Here is an 18306-nt window from a genome sequence, read left to right as displayed (position 1 = left end):
TTACATACACATAAAATTTAATTCCTGGAATTGTGAAACCTTACTCGTTTGGTGAGAGTCAATTTTACTAGCTTATCCTTCCATCAAATAACGAAAGGAAGTGAGATGGACGACAAATACCTTATGTCGCTGATACAGGAATTGTCAGAGCTTGAGCAGGTTCAGGCAATTGCATTAGCAGGTTCCCACAGCATCAATATGAACGATTCGATGTCGGACTACGATGTCTACGTCTACATCAATGAATCTATTCCCGTCAAAGTAAGAGAAGCAATTACTGAAAAGCACTGTTCTGAGATGGAAGTGAACAATCAGTTTTGGGAAGACGAAGATGACGGAGTACTGAAATCAGGAACTGAAATTGAGCTAATTTACCGCGATATGGCATGGCTAGACTCTGAACTGGAACGTGTAGTATTTCAACATCAGGGCTCCACCGGATACAGTACTTGCTTCTGGGCTAACTTACTTAATTCAAACATCATATTCGACCGCAATGGTGAACTGAAAGGTTTGCAGAAAAAATATCAGGTTGAATACAGCGAAGAGCTAACTCTTTCAATCGTAAGAAAAAACCTTCCTCTGCTTACCGACTCTGCGCCAAATTATCCTAAGCAAATAAGCAAAGCGGTCAAACGCGATGATTACGTCAGCGTTCAACATCGCCTTACTGAATATCTCGCAAGCTACTTTGATATTCTCTTCGCGCTTAATAAAGTTCCCCATCCGGGGGAAAAGCGTCTGGTTTCTACGGCTAAGAAACTCTGCCCAGCTCTTCCTGTAAACTTCGAGCAAAGAATGGAACAAATCATGTCTGTTTCACCAAGTAACAGCGTTGAGTTACCCGCTTTAACAAAACAAGCTAGCGAAGAGCTAAAAAACTTAGTGGCAAGCCTTTCTAAATAAATTCACTATTACGCGAAAAGCCACCCTAAATAAGGGTGGCTCTATCGTGATTAGTCAACTAACAGAATTAGAAGTTGTACTTAACACCAACCATTACAGCGTCTTCTGTATCTGCTTTCGCATCAAGCAGGTAATCGCTGTCTTCTAGCACATTGAATGTGTAAGATGCGTAGATAGTTGCGTTCTTGATATGGTAACCATACTCAAGACCAATGTTTTCAACGTCCATATGACTAAACTTACGATCGTCGTGTTCGAAGTAGTTATACGTTACGTTAATGTTGTGATGCGAGTAGCCTGTATCTGCGAAGTTAAGACCAATGTACGCATCCATACCAATGTAATCAGAAGACTTGCTATCGAAGTCTGTTGAACCCTGTTCGTACATCGCAGCCATATATAGGTTACCGATATCGAACTTGGTTGCTACCATACCAGTGCGGTTGTTTGCGTTCACGCCAGCGAAATCATCGCCGTTCTCGCCGTAGTTGTCTTGCTTACTGTCTGTATAAGCTGCAGCAATACCAAAACCACTATCTAGCTCAAAACCTACAGATGCTGCAAAACCTTCAACAACTTCGTTGTTTACAGCGCCAAGGTTCATTGTCAGACCGCCTTTTTTCAGTTCGTAACGAAGGTTACCTTCAGAACGGTCAGCAGTAAGTGCATCATGTTCGTTCACGATGCCACTGTTTACTTCTGCTAGGTCAGTCCAGTCTGTCATGAACGTTGTTGCGTTGTCGTGACGACCGTAGTAGAAGTTACCAAGATTTGTTTTGAAACCTGTCTGCATGTAACGAGTTTCCATGCTGTCTTCTGCACTGCTACCAGCAGCGTCTGCACCACCGATTTCGTTCTCGTAACGGCCGTAGAATGAAGCGTTGTCAGAAACCTTTGTTTCACCTTCAATGTTAATACTTACTCGGCTCTTGTCATCGTACTCATCGTGAGCAAAGTAACCACGACCTTCTACACGACCACCTAGCTTAAGTGTTGTATCTTCAGTTGCATAGATAGTTGCAGCCATCGCGCTACAAGATAGTGTAGATAGGACAGCTACTGTAAGTACGGACTTGTTAAGTTTCATGCCAACTCCTTATTTGTATTAATTAGCAACGGGGTTAACCCCTTGACTTCGATTATTACTTTCTAAGGAACAGACAAAAATAGCATTTGAAAACAGATAAGATTGAAAATGCTAAATATGTTCAAATAACAAGCTACTGGCTGAATATTTTGAACAATGCTCACAAATATAATAAGGTTATTATTCTCACTTACTATTAGGGCAAAAGATATATCCCAGAACATTCATACTTGATAGTAATTCTTCGATATTAATTCCAAGTAACACTGTCGAATATTTTTTGTTTCCAATCTCAATAAGTTTTACTGGACTGTTGTTATAAGTCGTTAAGACTTCAAATCCAAGCTGACTTAATAATTTATATAGATCCTGATCCATCACCCGAACAACGGCTTTTTGAATAGATGGTGTATCAATTATTTTCTGGATATAGTTTTGGGTGAGTTTTTTGAAGGCAGAGCTATGAACAAACATACGGGCGTAGCTATATAAAATCAGCTTTTTCGTTTTGTCTATGGCAGTAGCGGGGATATGGTCAGGATCAACACGTTTAAGGATGGCAGGTAAAAGATCCTTATCAAACTTAAGATCGATGCTGTAACCTATTAGACCCTGTTCATCCCTGCAAAAACTAATCGCACGGTATTCGTTTAATAGATAGTCACCATATAGGCTGTTATGGTTTGATTCGGAAAGCTCAAGTATTTCATTGGCTCGCTTCATTCGCTCAACAACAAAAGCGGCATCAGACTCATCTTTAGCTTGTTCTAGTGTGCATTCATGTGTACTTGTCGGCCCTTTCTGAAACGCGAGCATAAGATTTATAGTGTCATATTTTTTTGCCGCCCAGCGCTCAATCACTTGCTGATGTTTACTATCCTGAAAGTTTTCAGCTAATAAAGCTTCGACATCACCACCAAGTAAACGAATGATCATTATCTGTTTTTTTAGAGAAGGTCTAACACTCTCCTTTTCCCAACGACTGATGCTGACATAGTCGACATTTAATAATTCTTCTCGACTATCAGACAAAAACTGACTGCACTCTTTTTGGGTAAGTTTATTTTTTTTTCGAAGATACTTTAATTGTTCAGAAAACACACTCATACAAACACCTTATTGATATTTAGATGGCAAAGCAGATTTATATACGGATTTTTAATTATCAGTTTGGAGGATAAATTAGCTCGCGAGAGTACTTCTTCTACAGGAGAGATCTGTCAGGTTATTTAAAGAATTTTATAAAAAAAAGGAGGGAAATCCCTCCTAAAAATACGAACATATATAAATCAGAATAGCTGTAACAAAACAGTCTATAGCGAACATAATAAAAGAGAGTCAATAGTCTGTCTTTAGCATCGATTTTTTTCTTGGCTACAAAATGCAAAAACCCCCGAAAGCATTTGCTGCCGGGGGCGATCACACTAGCCGTATGACGTTATTGTTATTCTTGAGCTTAAAGAACCTTAAGCTCGCTGATAGCCGGGAACACGGAACATTTTCCGACAGCTATCAAGAAAGTACCCATAAAGTACGCCCATCCCACAAGAAAGTGCAGCATTTACTGATACAGCGGAGATTATTTGTTCTGTCGTTGCCCCTACAGACAATAGAATGCCTGCGTAAACGGGTGACTGAAAAGTGACAAAAGCAAAAAGATCAGACAAGTTCTTCATCATCATACCACCTGAGAACTTGCCACCTTGCTTTAGAATCCAATCACGGTATAAACCGTAAGGCATGGCAATGGCTATGTTGACAGGGATTGACACCAATCTGGAAGCGAGCGATTTCTCAAAGCTCATTCCAGAAATAAAAATTTCAATTGCCATCCCTGAAATAAAGCAGAATACAACCATTGCAAAAGTATCTGCTGCAATGTTCCTAAAGCTCAAAGGAGCACGCACTTTCATCTAACGCCTCAACCCAGAATAATCAACTATAATATTAAACACATTACCAAATCATACACTGGACTTATCTAATCAAGCCAGCTTTTCGCGCTATTTAAACACATTTATAATGGTTTTATATTCTATTTTTAAACTTTTTTTATGAATATTACACCGGTTTTTGAATGAAAATTAGTCACAATCTCTACCCCCTTCTCAATCGTCAAATCAAATCGCCATAAACAGCGGTTCTGGGTTTAGCCACACGCGTTTAATTGCTACGATATTGCAATCATTCCAATCAAGGACATATCGTGACACTACAAGAATTACTTCAATTACCAGAGCTGGAAGGTAAGTTACTAAGTCAGGCTCAAACAACTGGGTTTGTTACCGCAATGGCCTGCGCACCAATTGTTTTAGACCCAGCAGAATGGCTACCGTTCCTATGGGGAGGTGAAGAAGTTTCTCCATTCGCTGATGGAGAACAATTAGAGCTTTACGCTAACCTAGTTGTAGAAATATGGAATGAAGCAAGGCCCGCACTTCTCGACGGCAACTGGCAGTGGCCTGAAGGCTGCATGCTCGATGATGAAGACATCGTCACGAATAAAACCAGAGAGTTTCTGGAAGGGGTTTTACAAGGGTATCAGCTTGCCCGAGATGACTGGGAAACACTCATGCCAGAGCAGAGCGAAGACAACGCCCTTTTAGGTGGTGTATTGTTATCACTTAGTATGCTGTACGATCCTGAAACTGCACTAAGTACATTGCAGGAACAAGGTGTAGATGGGTTAGATCAGTTTGAAGAAATCTTTAACGCTGTCCCTGTTATGTTGTGTGGCCTGACACAGCGAGGTGCGGTGTTAGCTGAAGAAGCTTAAACACCAGACAAAATGAAGGGGCCAGGAATTGAGTATAGAGTCAGGCCCCTTTCCATTTTTTAAAAACAACGTCCTATTATGCGTTGCCTTTCACTTCCATCTGCAACTTCTCTGCAAAATCAAGCATACGATTCAGTGGAATCAAAGACTTTACTCGAATCTCTTCATCGACAAAAATTTCATGTTCTTCACTGTTTCCGGTAAGTGCACTCTCAATTGCAGCCAAACCGTTCATCGCCATCCATGGGCAATGTGCGCAGCTACGACATGTTGCACCATTACCAGCTGTTGGTGCTTCCATTAACTCTTTCTCTGGAACCAACTGTTGCATCTTAAAGAAGATGCCTTTATCTGTCGCAACAATCAGCTGCTTATTCGGAAGCTCTTTCGCTGCCTTAATCAATTGACTTGTCGAGCCGACAGCGTCTGCTAATTCCACAACGCTCGCCGGGGATTCAGGATGAACCAGAATTGCAGCTTCCGGATAGATGGCTTTCATATCCTTCAACGCTTTAGAAGAAAACTCATCGTGAACCACACATTCGCCTTGCCACAGAATCATATCTGCACCAGTTTTGTTTTTAATGTATGAGCCTAAATGACGATCTGGTCCCCAAATAATTGGCTTATCTTCGGAGTCGAGATGCTCAACGATCTCTAATGCGATACTCGAAGTTACAACCCAGTCTGCACGGGCTTTAACCGCTGCAGAGGTGTTAGCATAAACAACGACATTGTGATCAGGGTGCTGATCGCAAAACTCTGTAAACTTATCAGCCGGACATCCGAGGTCTAGTGAACATTCTGCTTCCAGGTTTGGCATCAGAATCGTTTTTTCCGGTGTAAGAATCTTGGCAGATTCACCCATAAATCTCACACCAGCAATGATAAGAGTACTCGCTGGATGACGATTACCAAATTTAGCCATCTCAAGTGAGTCACCAACAAAACCTCCGGTAGCTTCAGCAAGCGCCTGAATTTCCGGGTCAGTATAGTAGTGGGCTATCAAAACCGCATCTCGCTCTTTGAGCAATCTCTTGATGTTTGCTACATGAGTTTGCTTTTGCTCTTCCGTCAGTGGAACGGGTTTCGGAGGAAATGGGTATACGGTATTTTCAATAATATCTAATATGTGGCTCATTGCTCTGCTCACGCAATTTCCTGTAATCCGCGCATTGTACACCCGATAGTGTTTTTAGTTCCACTATCAAAAGGCTATACATAAGTCTAAAGAGCATTAACATATACTCAAGCGACCTTGAGTATAGGAACAAGTACGAAAAAGGCCACCTGAAAATGGTGACCTTTGGGTGTGATTATTCTTCTGAACGACTGACTGATTAATTTACCAGTTTCGATTTAGCGGTTTTCGCTGAAGCGCTACCAGGGTATTCATCAATAGCCTGCTGGTAGTATTTATTTGCTACATCCGGCTTATTATTTCGGATTGCAATGTCACCAAGCTTAACCAATGCGTCCGCTCTTTTACCAGAATCTTTAAAGGAGACAACCGATGCGAAATGTTTTGTCGCTTCTTTGTCCTGTTTCTTAGCAAAGTAGAGTTGTCCGAGCCAGTAATTCGCATTAGGAGAATAAACCGAATCTGGATAAGTCTCCTGGAACTTATTAAGAGCCTCCAGAGCACCAGAGTAATCTTTTTTGGTCAGGATTAGGTCAACAGCAGACTCGTAGTCTTTTCTTTCGTTGGCATTGTTTGAGAATGTTCCTGTACTCTCAGTGCCATCGCTCTCTGAAGCCGCATCTGCTGGTAACTGTGAAGCGGTTTGAGCCTGACTTCGAACACGATCGAGTTCCAGAAAGAGTTCTCTCTGTCGATCCAGAAGTTTTTTAATTTCGTAGCTGTTTCTTTCCACCATACCACGAAGTTCACTCATCTCAGCCGCCATATCATCCATCTGTTGCTGCATTTGTATTTGAGTACGATTGCGGTTATTCAGCAGACGCTCAAGGCGTTGAACATCAGTTTCAGGAGAGGCTGGTGTGGAAGCAGTAGTAGAGGTGCTTTCGTTTACATTTGATACTGGAGCTGGTGCAGCGAGAGTACTTCCCGCTGCACTTGCCAGTAACACAAGCGAAACAGCTCGCTTTAAGTTACTGAACATGAGGTGTGTCCTCGATTAGTACACGATAACCGCGCGACGGTTTTTCGCGTAAGCTTCTTCAGTTTGACCAAGAACTAGAGGCTTCTCTTCACCGTAGCTAACTACGTCGATTTGATCTGCCTGAACACCTAGTGCCTGAAGGTACTTAGATACAGCCATTGCACGACGCTCGCCTAGTGCGATGTTGTACTCAGGAGTACCACGCTCATCTGCGTGACCTTCTACTTTAACTTTGATTGAAGCATCTTTGCTTAGGAATGCAGCGTGTGCAGCAAGCATTTCTTCGTAGTCACCAGAGATAGTAGAGTTATCGAACGCAAAGTAAACTGTCTGAGTTTCACGAAGTTGCTTTTCTTTTAGCTCTTGCTCAGTTAGCTGAGAGTCAGCGTCCATTGGTGTAACTACTGACGTATCTGTGTTGTTTGTGTCACCAGCTTGCTGCTGATTAGTAGTTGTTTGAGATGAAGCATCTGTAGCTTCGTCGCTAGAACTACAAGCAGTAACTGCTAGAACTGGTAGCGCAATTAGAAGCCCTTTCAGAACCTTATTAAGTTGCATCTTATTTCTTCCTTTACTTTATCAAAACTTAGTTGCTACAAAAACGGAGACCAGGCGGGAGCTCTAACACGCCCATTTGTTGCCGGTAATCTAGCTTTAAATCGCCCATCTATAGACACCATCGAAAGTACGTTTTTCTTTCTATACATCGAGCTATAAATGACCATGCCACCATTTGGGGCGATACTCGGAGACTCATCCAGTAGTGTTTTAGTTAACACTTGAACAGCTCCTGTTTCCAGATCCTGTTTAGCCAGATTGAAGCCTGAGTTGGTACGATTCACCATAACCATGAAGCGTCCATCAGGGGTAATCTGTCCACCCAAATTCTGGCTACCTTGCCATGTCAGACGGTTTGTTGAACCGTCCTCCAAATTTACTTGATAAATCTGCGGTTTACCACCCCGATCCGAGGTAAATATCAAAGATTGTCCATTAGGATACCAAAATGGTTCCGTATTATTTGATCTTCCGCGAGTTATTTGTTTCAGACGGCGCGTGTTCAGGTCGAGTATATAGACCTGAAGGCTACCAGTTTTAGACAGAACCAGTGCTAACTTGCTGCCATCTGGCGAAAATCTTGGCGCACCATTGTGACGAGGGAATGACGTCAGTTTTTCACGTTTGCCTGTGTAGATGTTCATCAGGAAGATTTCTGACTGGCCATTCTCAAAACTTACGTAAGCAAGCTGCTTACCATCTGGAGACCATGCTGGAGACATTAGAGGTTGCTTCGAGCGAAGTACCATACGCTCGTTATATCCATCGTAATCAGCAACACGAAGCTGGTATGGATATTTCGCGTCGTCATTCACAACAACGTAGGCGATACGGGTCAGGAACGCGCCTTTTTCACCAACAAGCTGTTCATAAACAAGATTTGAAATGCGGTGCGCGTAGCGACGCATATCTTTTGCTTTCAGGTTGTTCTTGTTCTTGTGGAAGTGGATATGATCTTTGGTGACAACCAGCTCACCTGTTGCAGGATCTAAGCCTTCGCTTCGTCCACCCGTTAACTGCCCTCTTACAACATCGATAAGCTGATAGTTGATGTTGTATGTTCCATCTGCATTTTTAGTAACGGTTCCCGTGAGAAGTGCATCAACACCTAACCGTACCCAGTCGTTATAATCCACTTCAGCATCACTATATGGCGTCTGTGGCATCTGGTTTACTTTGACCGGACTGAACTTACCACTACGTTGAAGATCAGAAGCAATCACTGATGAAATATCCTGAGGAAGCGGCTCTGTACCCTGCCATTTGAACGGTACAATTGCTATAGGCCTTGCTGAATCTATACCTTCAGTGATAACCAGTTCCAGCGCTGCGTTGGCAACACTCACCATCCCGAAAAATAAAATAACAATACTTGTTAAAAGTCGTTTTATCACAACTCGATCCTTTTACTATTCTGGTGCTACAGTCAGAATGATGTTTCTAACTTTTTCAATTACGTCTTTCTCTTTTGGAAGCGGAAAACTTCCCACTTGAGCTATCGCTCTTTTGGTAGCCGAACATAAACGTTGATCACCTTCCACGATTTTCACATCATTGAGCATCATATCCGTTCCTGTCGGTAGTAACCTAAGGTTCACTTTACAAGTTTTTCCCAGATAAGAAGCTTCTGTAAGAAGGTTCTGTTGAATCAACTGTTTGTATATTGCACCATACCTGTCAGCTTCGGAAGCAGCATGACGAGCAGCAGCTGAACTATTTTGGGCAGCTTCTTCCTGTAATCCGGAGAAAATATCAACTAAAGCAGCTTCTTGCTCTTTACGTTCACGCTCTAGCCTTTCAAGCCTTTCATTTTCAATTCGTGCTTTTTCAGCCGCTTCTGCGGCAGCTTTCTCTTTCGCAATTCTTTCTTGCTCGGCTTTTTCCGCTTTTTGGCGTTCAATTCGAGCTTTCTCTTCTGCTTCTTTCGCAGCTTTTTCTTTTGCTACACGTTCTGCTTCAGCCTTTTCAACAGCTGCCTGTTTCGCTTGACGCTCTTCCTCGGCACGTTTTATCGCTTCTTGCTTTTTCTTACGTTCAGCTTCTGCTTTAGCTGCCAAAGCTTGTTCTGCTTTCAGACGCTCTTGTTCTTTTTTAACCCGGGCTTGCTCTTGCTTCACTTTTTCTTGTTCAGCTTTGCGCTTTTTCTCAGCTTCACGAGCCGCTTTATCTGCTTTTGCTTTGTCTTCTTTTAGCTTGCGAATTCGAGCTTCTTCCGCTTTGCGGTTTTTTTCTAGCTGCTCACTTTGTTTACGAAGTTTATCCAGACGATCTTGCTCTGCCTTCGCAGCAGCCTGACGATTTTTTCTGATCTCCTGAGCCTGTTTTCTCACGGCGTCAGGATCAATAACCACTGCCTGAACCAAATTCCCGCTTGGCTTTGGTTTCGACATGGTAAAATCGGTTCCCCAAATCAACGCTACGACGAGCAAAAGATGGAGGAAAAGAGATATCAATATCTCTTTTGTGTAGTTCTTATCGCTTTTCATTTACGGCTAAAGCTATTCCCTGAGTTCTGTTAGAAGTCCGACTTTAGGTATCCCTGCTCGGCTAAGTTCATCCAGCACCAACACAACTTCCGCATATGGCGTTGATGCATCACCACCAACAGCGACCGGTGAATCAGGTGCAATAGACAGCTCGGCTTTGACCCGAACAATAATATCTTCCAGTGACATGCCGCGTCTGACTTCTTCGTCATTAACACTCAGGCCTAAATCTCCGTCACCGTCTATCTCGACAATGATAAAACTCGCGTCACTGTCACCAGCTAGCTCTGATGCTGGTTTTGCTGTCGATGTCTGAGGGAGTTCTACTTCAACTCCCTGCGTAACAAATGGAGAGGTAACCATAAAGATAATAAGCAGCACGAGCATAACGTCGATATATGGTACGACGTTAATCTCCGCTGTCATTTTACGTTTTTTAGGTTGGTAACCCGCCATGATTAATCCTTCTCACTCATCGCCTGGCGATGAAGAATACTGTGAAACTCTTCAGAGAAGGTGGCGTAAGCGTGTTCTAACTTACCTACACGGTTACTCAAACGGTTATACGCCATTACAGCAGGAATCGCAGCAAACAGGCCCATCGCTGTCGCGACAAGCGCTTCTGCTATACCTGGTGCGACCATTGCAAGCGTCGCCTGTTTAACTTCACCTAAAGCGATAAAGGCGTGCATGATACCCCATACGGTACCAAACAATCCGATATAAGGGCTGATAGAACCAACCGTCGCGAGGAATGGCAGGTTTGTTTCTAGCTCTTCTACTTCACGTGCAACAGCGACACGCATCGCGCGACCTGTCCCATCCATCACAGATTCAGCAGAAGAACCGGCTGTTCTTCTTAAACGAGCAAACTCAGTAAATCCTGAGTAGAAAATCTCCTCAGAACCAGAAATATCATCTTTACGCTTTTTTACATCTTGATAGAGTTTGGACAAATCCTGAGTTGACCAGAATTTATCTTCGAATGCATTGCTGTCTTTTATTGCTGCTGTGAGTACCTGGCTACGCTTAATAATCATTGCCCAGGAGACAACTGACATGCCAAGCAAAATAAGCATTACAATTTTAACGAGTAAACTTGCTTGTAAAAAAAGATCTAAAATTGAAATATCAGCTGTCACTGTTGGTCAACTCCGCAATAATCGAGACTGGTATAGCTTGTGGTTTCATCTTTTGGCTATTGACGCATGCTACCTTAACAGACGCTTTGCACAACGTACGCCCTTCAAGATTGACGATCTTCTGACAAAAAGTGAGTGATGCTTTTTTTAACTCATTGATTGTTGTTAACACCGTCAAATTCTCATCAAGCTTCGCACCTTGAAGAAAATCAATATCCATGTGTCTGACAACAAAGCCGATATTTTGTTCTAATAAAATATTTTGAGAAACACCAACTGAGCGTAAAAGTTCAGTACGCGCTCTTTCAAAGAACTTGAGGTAGTTCGAGTGATAAACAACACCCCCTGCATCCGTATCTTCGTAATAGACGGTAACAGGCCATTCGAATGGAGAAGTCGTCACTTCCTGCACAATGTAATACCAAAAAGATTTCAGTCAATAATAGTGGTCAACTATACATGATGACTGTGGCAAAAGTACGAAAACATTGAAAATTTTTGAGGAAAACAGGAGTAATTACCATTTAACCACTCCTATTTGGATATTTATTAAACGAATAAATAGAGAACAGTGAGGTAGCTAAGAACCACTAGAGGAACATAAGGGCTAAACAAAATACGCCAATACCAGTTGATCGGTGTGAACCCTACGCCAAATATCACTCCACTGCAAAGAGCCCATATCATTAGAGGCCCAATGACGGTATTAAATCCGCCGATCTCTTGGGCATACAGCGTTGGTTCCCATAAAAGCAAACCCGCATGCATCACCACCATCAATATGGAAAGAGCCCTGAAAAGGGCTCTTTCTACAGGACGGTGTATCTCAGCAATTTTTGTTGCTAAGTTACTCATATAACGTTACTCGCTATCTTTGTCCATCATCTCTGAATGTTCTAGCCATAGAGCATTAATAATGCCGAATGCACAGGCTAAAAGAACACCTAAAATCCATGCGAAATACCACATATTAACAACTCCTTAGTACAGTGAATTCTTGTTTTCTTCGATGAAGCTTTCATCCAGGCGACCAAACATCTTGTAGTAAGACCAAGATGTGTAGCAAAGAATGATCGGCACGAAAATCGCTGCTACCGCAGTCATAATCTGTAGTGTCAACTCACTTGAAGTTGAATCCCACATTGTCAGACTGTGGCTAGGGTTAAGATCTGAAGGCATCACAAACGGGAACATCGTGAATCCTGCAGTCAGAATAATGCCTGCCGCAGCAAGACTAGAGAATAAGAACGCAAAGCCATTCTTCTCAAACTTGGTTGCTACAACGGTAAGCAGAGGCATAGCCACACCCAAAATAGGTGCAATCCACATTAGTGGGTACTTGCTGAAGTTAGCCATCCACGCACCTGCTTCACGCACTACTTCTTTGTTTAACGGGTTAGATGCCGCCATTGTATCAATTTCACTCTTGATAGCGTAACCATCGATAAACTGAATCCAGATACCGGCAAGAACAAACAGACCAGCAACAACTAGTGAAGAGATAACTGAAAAGCCGCGAGCACGATCATATACCTCATCTGTTGTTTTCATTTGTAGCCAGGTTGTACCCATCATAATGAACATTCCAAGGCTTACCACGCCACATACCAATGCAAATGGGTTTAGCAAACCAAAGAACGAACCATGATAAGTTGGCATCATGAAATCGCTTAATGTAAAAGGTACGCCTTGAAGAAGGTTACCAAAAGCCACACCAAAAATGACTGGAGGAACAAAGCCGCTGATGCTAATAGCGATGTCCCAGTTGTTACGCCATTTAGGATCTTCAATCTTGGAGCGGTAATCCAAACCGATAGGACGTAGCCATAGAGCAGCTAACGTAACAATCATTGCCAGATAGAATCCTGAAAATGATGTTGCGTAAACAAGAGGCCAGGCTGCGAACAGAGCACCACCAGCGGTGATTAACCATACCTGGTTACCATCCCAGTGAGGTGCAATCGAGTTGATCATTACACGACGCTCGTTATCCGTTTTACCAATGATTGGAACAAGGGCACCTACACCCATATCAAAACCATCAGCAATGGCGAAACCAATTAGCAAAACGCCGATTAGTACCCACCAAACAAGTCGTAAGACTTCGTAATCAAACATAGCTCTTCTCCCTACTTACGCTTCTACTTGGCGGTTTACTGCATCTTGTGCAGAGCTGCCATTTTGTTCAAAGTGATAGCGGCCTGTTTTAAGGCTGCTTGGTCCTTTACGTGCAAACTTCACCATCAGGTAAACTTCTGCAATAAGGAACACAGTATAGAGAGCAAGAATTGCTGCCAGGGACATCCAGATTTGACCAGCAGATAGCGCAGAAGCGGCCACATCTACAGGAAGAATTTCACCAACGGCCCATGGCTGTCGACCATATTCAGCGACAAACCACCCGGCTTCAATAGCTATCCACGGTAGAGGGATGCTAAATAGTGCCGCTTTCAAAACCCACTTTTTCTGACCGATCTTTTGTCGACAAGTCTGAAAAAACGCAGCACCGAATACAAACAGCATAATAAAGCCACATGCAACCATGATACGGAATGACCAGAATAGTGGCCACACAGTTGGGATAGAGTCATCGACCGCAGATTGAATCTGATCTTCCGTCGCATCCACTACGTTTTCTGTGTAACGCTTCAGAAGCAAACCATAACCCAGGTCATTCTTCACTTCGTCAAATGCCTGTATGTTGGCTTCAGACTTATCACCAGCACGAAGTTTTTCCAATAGCTCGTAGGCATACATACCGTTACGAATACGCTCTTCGTGCTCTACTTTAAGATCAGCGATACCCGTCACTTCTTCTGTTATAGAGCGAGTGGCGATAATACCCATTACGTAAGGGATCTTAATTGCGTAATCAGTATGCATCGTTTCTTGATTTGGCAGGCCAAACAACGTAAACGCGGCTGGTGCAGGCTCTGTATGCCACTCAGCTTCAATCGCTGCAAGTTTTACTTTCTGCACGTCACCAAGCTCATAACCAGATTCGTCACCAAGGATAATAACTGACAGGATAGAGGCCATACCAAAAGAAGCAGCGATTGCAAAAGAACGGCGAGCGAAAGCGACATCACGTCCCTTAAGCAGATACCATGCGCTGATACCAAGAATGAACATTGCTCCTGTTGTGTAACCAGAAGCTACCGTATGAACAAATTTCACCTGAGCTACTGGGTTTAATACCAGTTCAGAGAAGCTCACCATCTCCATGCGCATAGATTCAAAGTTAAACTCAGAACCTACTGGGTTTTGCATCCAGCCGTTCGCGACCAGAATCCAAAGTGCAGAGAAGTTAGAACCAAGAGCAACCAACCAGGTAACAGCAAGGTGCTGACGCTTGGATAAACGCTCCCAGCCAAAGAAGAAAAGACCAACAAAGGTGGATTCGAGGAAAAATGCAACTAGTGCTTCGATAGCAAGAGGGGCGCCGAATATATCACCTACGTAGTGGGAATAGTAAGACCAGTTAGTACCAAACTGGAACTCCATGGTAAGACCGGTGGCAACACCGAGTGCGAAGTTAATACCGAAAAGCTTACCCCAGAACTTAGTCATGTCCTTGTAGATTTGCTTGTCCGTCATAACATAGAGAGACTCCATTATGGCCAGAAGAAACGCCATACCTAAAGTCAGAGGAACAAATAAAAAGTGATACATCGCTGTGAGCGCGAACTGCAACCGCGATAGATCGACTACATCTATATCTATCATTGTAACTCCTTTTGTGTCGGCTGAATGACACTGATGCTCTTGCATCCATTTGGGCTTAAAAAATCACAACAAGACTCAACCCATAAGGGCAAAATCTCGTTGTTAACATATTGTGTCTCAATGGTTATTTTTTTGTTAAGACACTACTAATATAGCTAGAGCTAATACTACTCCCAAAGCATTCTTCTTTCAAAATTTTTATGAATAAAATTCGCCTTGATTTAAATCAAACAATCGAACCAATTTGTAGCACATAGAAGACAAAACTGATCCAGATCAACTCAAACCATAGAGTTTATGGGGATTTATCGTTTTAAACAGCCGTTTAATAACAAGTTTATGAGGGGAGGAAAAAATAATTGATTAGATTATCGATTGATTAAAATGTGATCTTATACATGTCACTTCTAGAGCAAATGTCCCAAACAAAATCAGCCAAAGCAGGAGAAAAAGCCCGCTTTGGCCACTTCAAATGTTACTCAGATGTATCAAGACCGAAGTGAAGATAGGCACGATTGGTCGCTATTCGACCTCTTGGTGTTCTTTGAAGGTATCCTTGTTGGATAAGATAAGGTTCCAAAACATCTTCAATGGTGTCTTTTTCTTCACCAATCGCTGCTGCGAGGTTATCCAGTCCCACAGGACCACCACCAAATTTTTCCATGATTGCTAACAGAAGTTTTCTATCCATATAGTCAAAGCCCTGGCTATCCACATCTAACATATCCAGTGCTTTATCCGCGATGTCACCACAGATATGCCCATCGCCTTTTACTTCCGCGTAGTCACGAACTCGTCTTAGTAGTCGATTAGCAATACGCGGCGTGCCTCTTGCTCGTCTTGCCACTTCCATTGCACCAGCCGGTTCCATTGAAAGGTTCAAACAATCTGCACTTCTTTGAACGATGTTTTGTAGATCAGAAACTTTGTAATATTCAAGCCGCTGGACAATACCAAATCTGTCTCGTAGTGGCGAGGTTAAAGAGCCCGCTCTTGTCGTTGCACCAATCAGCGTAAAGGGTGGCAAATCTATTTTAATTGAGCGTGCCGCAGGGCCTTCACCAATCATGATGTCCAATTGGTAGTCTTCCATTGCCGGATATAACACCTCTTCAACCATAGGGCTTAAGCGGTGAATCTCGTCAATAAACAGAACATCATTCTCTTCCAGATTCGTCAGCAATGCCGCCAAATCCCCTGCTTTTTCTAACACCGGACCGGAAGTAGTTCTGATATTGACTTCCATCTCGTTAGCGACAATATTCGCAAGCGTGGTTTTACCAAGACCGGGAGGTCCAAATATCAGGAGATGATCTAGCGCTTCACTTCGCTGCTGAGCTGCTTTAATGAAAATCTCCATCTGATCGCGAACATGGTCTTGCCCCTGATAATCCGCGAGCTTTTTTGGACGTATAGCCCTATCAATAACATCTTCATCTCTAAAGGTCGGATTATCTGGTGCTATCAGGCGATCGGCTTCAATCATAATCTACTCTTTAATATTCAGGGTTCTTAAACCATGGATTTAAGGGCTTCGCGAATCAGAGTCTCACTCGTCATATCTTCTGATGCCACCTGAGAAACCACTTTCGAAGCTTGCTGAGGCTTATAGCCAAGAGCAATCAGAGCGCTAACAGCTTCGTCTACAGCATTTGTAGGTGTTGAGCTCTCACTTCCAGAAATACTATCCATTGGAGCCGCGTCAGTCGCTGGTGTGAACAAGTCTCCAGCGCCCCACCCTTTCAAACGGTCTTTCATCTCCACAACTAGTCTTTCTGCGGTTTTCTTACCAACACCCGGGAGTTTAATCAGAGTAGAGATATCTTCACGTTCAACACAACCAACAAACTGTGCCGCAGTCATGCCTGACAGAATTGCCAAACCAAGTTTAGGACCAACACCATTAGCCTTAATCACTTCTCTAAAAAGTGCACGTTCTTTTACCGTATTAAAACCGTATAGTAGCTGCGCATCTTCTCTGACGACAAAGTGAGTATAGACAACGGCTTCTTGTCCAATCTCAGGCAACTCATAGAAGCAGCTCATTGGCATCTGTACTTCATAACCGATTCCAGCTACCTCAATAAGCAGTTCTGGTGGTTGTTTTTCAATAAGCGTTCCGCGAAGACGTCCAATCACAGATGTGTTCCTTTGGGTAATGTGTACTTAGAATTTGGAAGATAGTAATAAATTACTGGCTATTTATCCAGTAAAAAGATAAGTGATATAGAATCGGCTAGCGATACCGGCCTTTTTTCGCAGAAGTTGCTTTGCCCGCCAACGCAATCAGGGTTTTATTTGTATTTGCATGACATATCGCGACACCAAGCGCATCTGCTGCATCGGCCTGTGGTTTTGCCGGCAATTTAAGCATACTCATCACCATATGTTGCACCTGCGCTTTATCTGCGCCACCTGTGCCCACGACTGCCTGTTTGATTAACCTTGCTGCATACTCATAAACCGGCAGCTCCGCATTCACAGCCGCAACGATAGCACTTCCCCTAGCCTGTCCGAGTTTAAGCGCAGAGTCTGCATTTCGCGCCATAAACACCTGTTCAATGGCGAAAGCATCTGGCTGAAACTGAGTAATAATCTCACTTACTCCTGCATATATCTGTTTCAATCTGCCCGGTAAAGCGTCTTCTGAGGTACGGATACAACCGCTGCCTAAATAATGGAGGTGTCTTCCCTCCTGTCGTATAACCCCGTATCCGGTAATTCGTGAACCCGGGTCTATACCTAGAATTATCATGAAATGTCCTGTCTAAATGCGCTTAAGTAAATAGCATCATTAAATTGGGAAAAACGTCAAAGACGCGACACTGTGTACTACTTTATTAATTGTTCGGTTATTACTATCTGCGATTATTGTCGCCATCGTATCCTGAATGATGATCAACTGGCCTAATATTCTTTCGTAACTAAAGTTCGCCACGCCATTTTTGTCATAACCGTTTGTCAGCAACAACAAAGTGCCATCGTCATATTTTGAGTTGTTTAATTGCCACGCAATCTTCTCTAGATTACGTGCGCTGTTATAAAGTTTCTGCTCATCAATATCGTCTATCAGATAAAACTCAAGCTTGTTTTCATACGACGCGCTTAACATACCAGTGATACCAGACATCAAAGCGAAGACCCTGTCCCCTTTGAACTCTTTTGAAAACGCGAGAGGCAAGACATCCACTCCATCCATATATCCGAGCTCAATGAAACCCTTCTCTGGACGGTTTACCGTCATCAACTGAGCGACTCTGGCATCGATTGTCATCCCAGAGTTTTTTTTCAACTCTCTGGGGTTCCGTTTATAAAGCTTGATGATTAGTTGTTCAGTTAGAGTTCTTAGTTGCTCAAGGTGAATCTCTGTCACCAAATCAACATCGGATTTAGCAAGGTTCTTAATATTGAAGGGGCGAGAATCTTCACTTGCACACCCCAATAGCGATAAGCCTAAAAGCGCAACAAACAGAATACGCATCAGTATGTCCTTTCACCTTAA

General features: G+C 43.0%; 21 protein-coding genes. 2 read left to right on the top strand and 19 right to left on the bottom strand.

Annotated elements, in window-relative coordinates; all coding sequences use genetic code 11:
- Positions 1-105: 105 nt before the first annotated feature.
- On the top strand, positions 106-906 hold the full coding sequence (locus tag SNR28_RS15340) for a nucleotidyltransferase domain-containing protein (protein WP_375753537.1): 801 nt from the start codon (positions 106-108) through the stop codon (positions 904-906).
- Positions 907-973: 67 nt separating this feature from the next.
- On the opposite strand, the gene SNR28_RS15335 is transcribed toward SNR28_RS15340, so the two are convergent.
- The 3 genes from SNR28_RS15335 to SNR28_RS15325 all read right to left on the bottom strand — a co-directional run bounded on the left by SNR28_RS15335 (position 974) and on the right by SNR28_RS15325 (position 3906).
- Positions 974-1993, bottom strand: coding sequence for a porin (locus SNR28_RS15335; protein ID WP_375753536.1), 1020 nt, complete (start codon positions 1991-1993; stop codon positions 974-976).
- Between the two features lie 186 nt (positions 1994-2179).
- Positions 2180-3100: a helix-turn-helix domain-containing protein gene (locus SNR28_RS15330; protein WP_375753535.1), complete on the bottom strand. Its 921-nt coding sequence runs from the start codon at positions 3098-3100 to the stop codon at positions 2180-2182.
- A 359-nt stretch (positions 3101-3459) separates the two neighbouring features.
- Positions 3460-3906, bottom strand: a complete 447-nt coding sequence (locus tag SNR28_RS15325; RefSeq protein WP_375753534.1) for an L-alanine exporter AlaE — start codon at positions 3904-3906, stop codon at positions 3460-3462.
- A gap of 293 nt (positions 3907-4199) precedes the next feature.
- Between SNR28_RS15325 and SNR28_RS15320 the strand changes: the two genes are divergently transcribed.
- Positions 4200-4769, top strand: coding sequence for a UPF0149 family protein (locus SNR28_RS15320; protein ID WP_375753533.1), 570 nt, complete (start codon positions 4200-4202; stop codon positions 4767-4769).
- 76 nt (positions 4770-4845) lie between these two features.
- Here SNR28_RS15320 and nadA read toward each other — a convergent pair whose 3' ends face one another.
- From nadA to SNR28_RS15240, 16 genes are all read right to left on the bottom strand, one after another.
- Positions 4846-5910: a quinolinate synthase NadA gene (nadA, locus tag SNR28_RS15315; protein WP_375754097.1), complete on the bottom strand. Its 1065-nt coding sequence runs from the start codon at positions 5908-5910 to the stop codon at positions 4846-4848.
- A 199-nt stretch (positions 5911-6109) separates the two neighbouring features.
- Positions 6110-6892 carry a tol-pal system protein YbgF gene (gene ybgF / locus SNR28_RS15310; RefSeq protein WP_375753532.1) on the bottom strand — a complete coding sequence of 261 codons (783 nt, stop codon included), beginning with the start codon at positions 6890-6892 and terminating at the stop codon, positions 6110-6112.
- 15 nt (positions 6893-6907) lie between these two features.
- Positions 6908-7450, bottom strand: coding sequence for a peptidoglycan-associated lipoprotein Pal (gene pal, locus SNR28_RS15305; RefSeq protein WP_375753531.1), 543 nt, complete (start codon positions 7448-7450; stop codon positions 6908-6910).
- Positions 7451-7485: 35 nt separating this feature from the next.
- Positions 7486-8844, bottom strand: a complete 1359-nt coding sequence (gene tolB, locus SNR28_RS15300) for a Tol-Pal system beta propeller repeat protein TolB (protein ID WP_375753530.1) — start codon at positions 8842-8844, stop codon at positions 7486-7488.
- A gap of 15 nt (positions 8845-8859) precedes the next feature.
- Positions 8860-9936, bottom strand: a complete 1077-nt coding sequence (gene tolA / locus SNR28_RS15295; protein ID WP_375753529.1) for a cell envelope integrity protein TolA — start codon at positions 9934-9936, stop codon at positions 8860-8862.
- A gap of 12 nt (positions 9937-9948) precedes the next feature.
- Complete coding sequence (gene tolR / locus SNR28_RS15290; protein ID WP_375753528.1) at positions 9949-10392, bottom strand: protein TolR; 444 nt, start codon at positions 10390-10392, stop codon at positions 9949-9951.
- 2 nt (positions 10393-10394) lie between these two features.
- Positions 10395-11078, bottom strand: coding sequence for a protein TolQ (gene tolQ, locus SNR28_RS15285; RefSeq protein ID WP_375753527.1), 684 nt, complete (start codon positions 11076-11078; stop codon positions 10395-10397).
- Positions 11068-11490, bottom strand: coding sequence for a tol-pal system-associated acyl-CoA thioesterase (gene ybgC / locus SNR28_RS15280; protein ID WP_375753526.1), 423 nt, complete (start codon positions 11488-11490; stop codon positions 11068-11070). The genes tolQ and ybgC overlap by 11 nt, the downstream gene beginning before the upstream one ends.
- A gap of 137 nt (positions 11491-11627) precedes the next feature.
- Positions 11628-11933, bottom strand: coding sequence for a cyd operon protein YbgE (gene ybgE / locus SNR28_RS15275; protein ID WP_375753525.1), 306 nt, complete (start codon positions 11931-11933; stop codon positions 11628-11630).
- A gap of 6 nt (positions 11934-11939) precedes the next feature.
- On the bottom strand, positions 11940-12047 hold the full coding sequence (cydX, locus tag SNR28_RS15270; protein WP_000270284.1) for a cytochrome bd-I oxidase subunit CydX: 108 nt from the start codon (positions 12045-12047) through the stop codon (positions 11940-11942).
- Between the two features lie 12 nt (positions 12048-12059).
- Positions 12060-13196, bottom strand: coding sequence for a cytochrome d ubiquinol oxidase subunit II (cydB, locus tag SNR28_RS15265; protein ID WP_375753524.1), 1137 nt, complete (start codon positions 13194-13196; stop codon positions 12060-12062).
- 15 nt (positions 13197-13211) lie between these two features.
- A complete protein-coding gene (gene cydA, locus SNR28_RS15260; RefSeq protein WP_375753523.1) occupies positions 13212-14804 on the bottom strand; it encodes a cytochrome ubiquinol oxidase subunit I in 1593 nt (530 codons plus the stop codon).
- Positions 14805-15279: 475 nt separating this feature from the next.
- The gene (ruvB, locus tag SNR28_RS15255; RefSeq protein ID WP_375753522.1) at positions 15280-16290 is read right to left on the bottom strand and encodes a Holliday junction branch migration DNA helicase RuvB; all 1011 of its coding nucleotides are present in this window, start codon (positions 16288-16290) and stop codon (positions 15280-15282) included.
- A gap of 26 nt (positions 16291-16316) precedes the next feature.
- A complete protein-coding gene (gene ruvA / locus SNR28_RS15250; protein ID WP_375753521.1) occupies positions 16317-16943 on the bottom strand; it encodes a Holliday junction branch migration protein RuvA in 627 nt (208 codons plus the stop codon).
- 97 nt (positions 16944-17040) lie between these two features.
- Positions 17041-17559, bottom strand: coding sequence for a crossover junction endodeoxyribonuclease RuvC (gene ruvC / locus SNR28_RS15245; RefSeq protein WP_375753520.1), 519 nt, complete (start codon positions 17557-17559; stop codon positions 17041-17043).
- Between the two features lie 39 nt (positions 17560-17598).
- Positions 17599-18285: a hypothetical protein gene (locus SNR28_RS15240; protein ID WP_375753519.1), complete on the bottom strand. Its 687-nt coding sequence runs from the start codon at positions 18283-18285 to the stop codon at positions 17599-17601.
- Positions 18286-18306: the final 21 nt, after the last annotated feature.

Origin of the sequence: Vibrio iocasae (assembly GCF_042245395.1) — a bacterium.
Classification (GTDB): Bacteria; Pseudomonadota; Gammaproteobacteria; order Enterobacterales; family Vibrionaceae; genus Vibrio; species Vibrio iocasae.
Note: the sequence above shows the minus strand (reverse complement) of the source record. Positions and strands in the feature narration are given on the sequence as shown.

Coding starts and splice junctions, on each gene's coding strand:
- ybgF (WP_375753532.1), bottom strand. CDS start 6,892: ATGTTCAGTAACTTAAAGCGAGCTGTTTCGCTTGTGTTACTGGCAAGT.
- SNR28_RS15240 (WP_375753519.1), bottom strand. CDS start 18,285: ATGCGTATTCTGTTTGTTGCGCTTTTAGGCTTATCGCTATTGGGGTGT.
- SNR28_RS15340 (WP_375753537.1), top strand. CDS start 106: ATGGACGACAAATACCTTATGTCGCTGATACAGGAATTGTCAGAGCTT.
- ybgE (WP_375753525.1), bottom strand. CDS start 11,933: ATGAGTAACTTAGCAACAAAAATTGCTGAGATACACCGTCCTGTAGAA.
- SNR28_RS15335 (WP_375753536.1), bottom strand. CDS start 1,993: ATGAAACTTAACAAGTCCGTACTTACAGTAGCTGTCCTATCTACACTA.
- nadA (WP_375754097.1), bottom strand. CDS start 5,910: ATGAGCCACATATTAGATATTATTGAAAATACCGTATACCCATTTCCT.
- tolR (WP_375753528.1), bottom strand. CDS start 10,392: ATGGCGGGTTACCAACCTAAAAAACGTAAAATGACAGCGGAGATTAAC.
- ruvB (WP_375753522.1), bottom strand. CDS start 16,290: ATGATTGAAGCCGATCGCCTGATAGCACCAGATAATCCGACCTTTAGA.
- SNR28_RS15325 (WP_375753534.1), bottom strand. CDS start 3,906: ATGAAAGTGCGTGCTCCTTTGAGCTTTAGGAACATTGCAGCAGATACT.
- cydX (WP_000270284.1), bottom strand. CDS start 12,047: ATGTGGTATTTCGCATGGATTTTAGGTGTTCTTTTAGCCTGTGCATTC.
- ruvC (WP_375753520.1), bottom strand. CDS start 17,559: ATGATAATTCTAGGTATAGACCCGGGTTCACGAATTACCGGATACGGG.
- cydA (WP_375753523.1), bottom strand. CDS start 14,804: ATGATAGATATAGATGTAGTCGATCTATCGCGGTTGCAGTTCGCGCTC.
- pal (WP_375753531.1), bottom strand. CDS start 7,450: ATGCAACTTAATAAGGTTCTGAAAGGGCTTCTAATTGCGCTACCAGTT.
- SNR28_RS15330 (WP_375753535.1), bottom strand. CDS start 3,100: ATGAGTGTGTTTTCTGAACAATTAAAGTATCTTCGAAAAAAAAATAAA.
- cydB (WP_375753524.1), bottom strand. CDS start 13,196: ATGTTTGATTACGAAGTCTTACGACTTGTTTGGTGGGTACTAATCGGC.
- tolA (WP_375753529.1), bottom strand. CDS start 9,936: ATGAAAAGCGATAAGAACTACACAAAAGAGATATTGATATCTCTTTTC.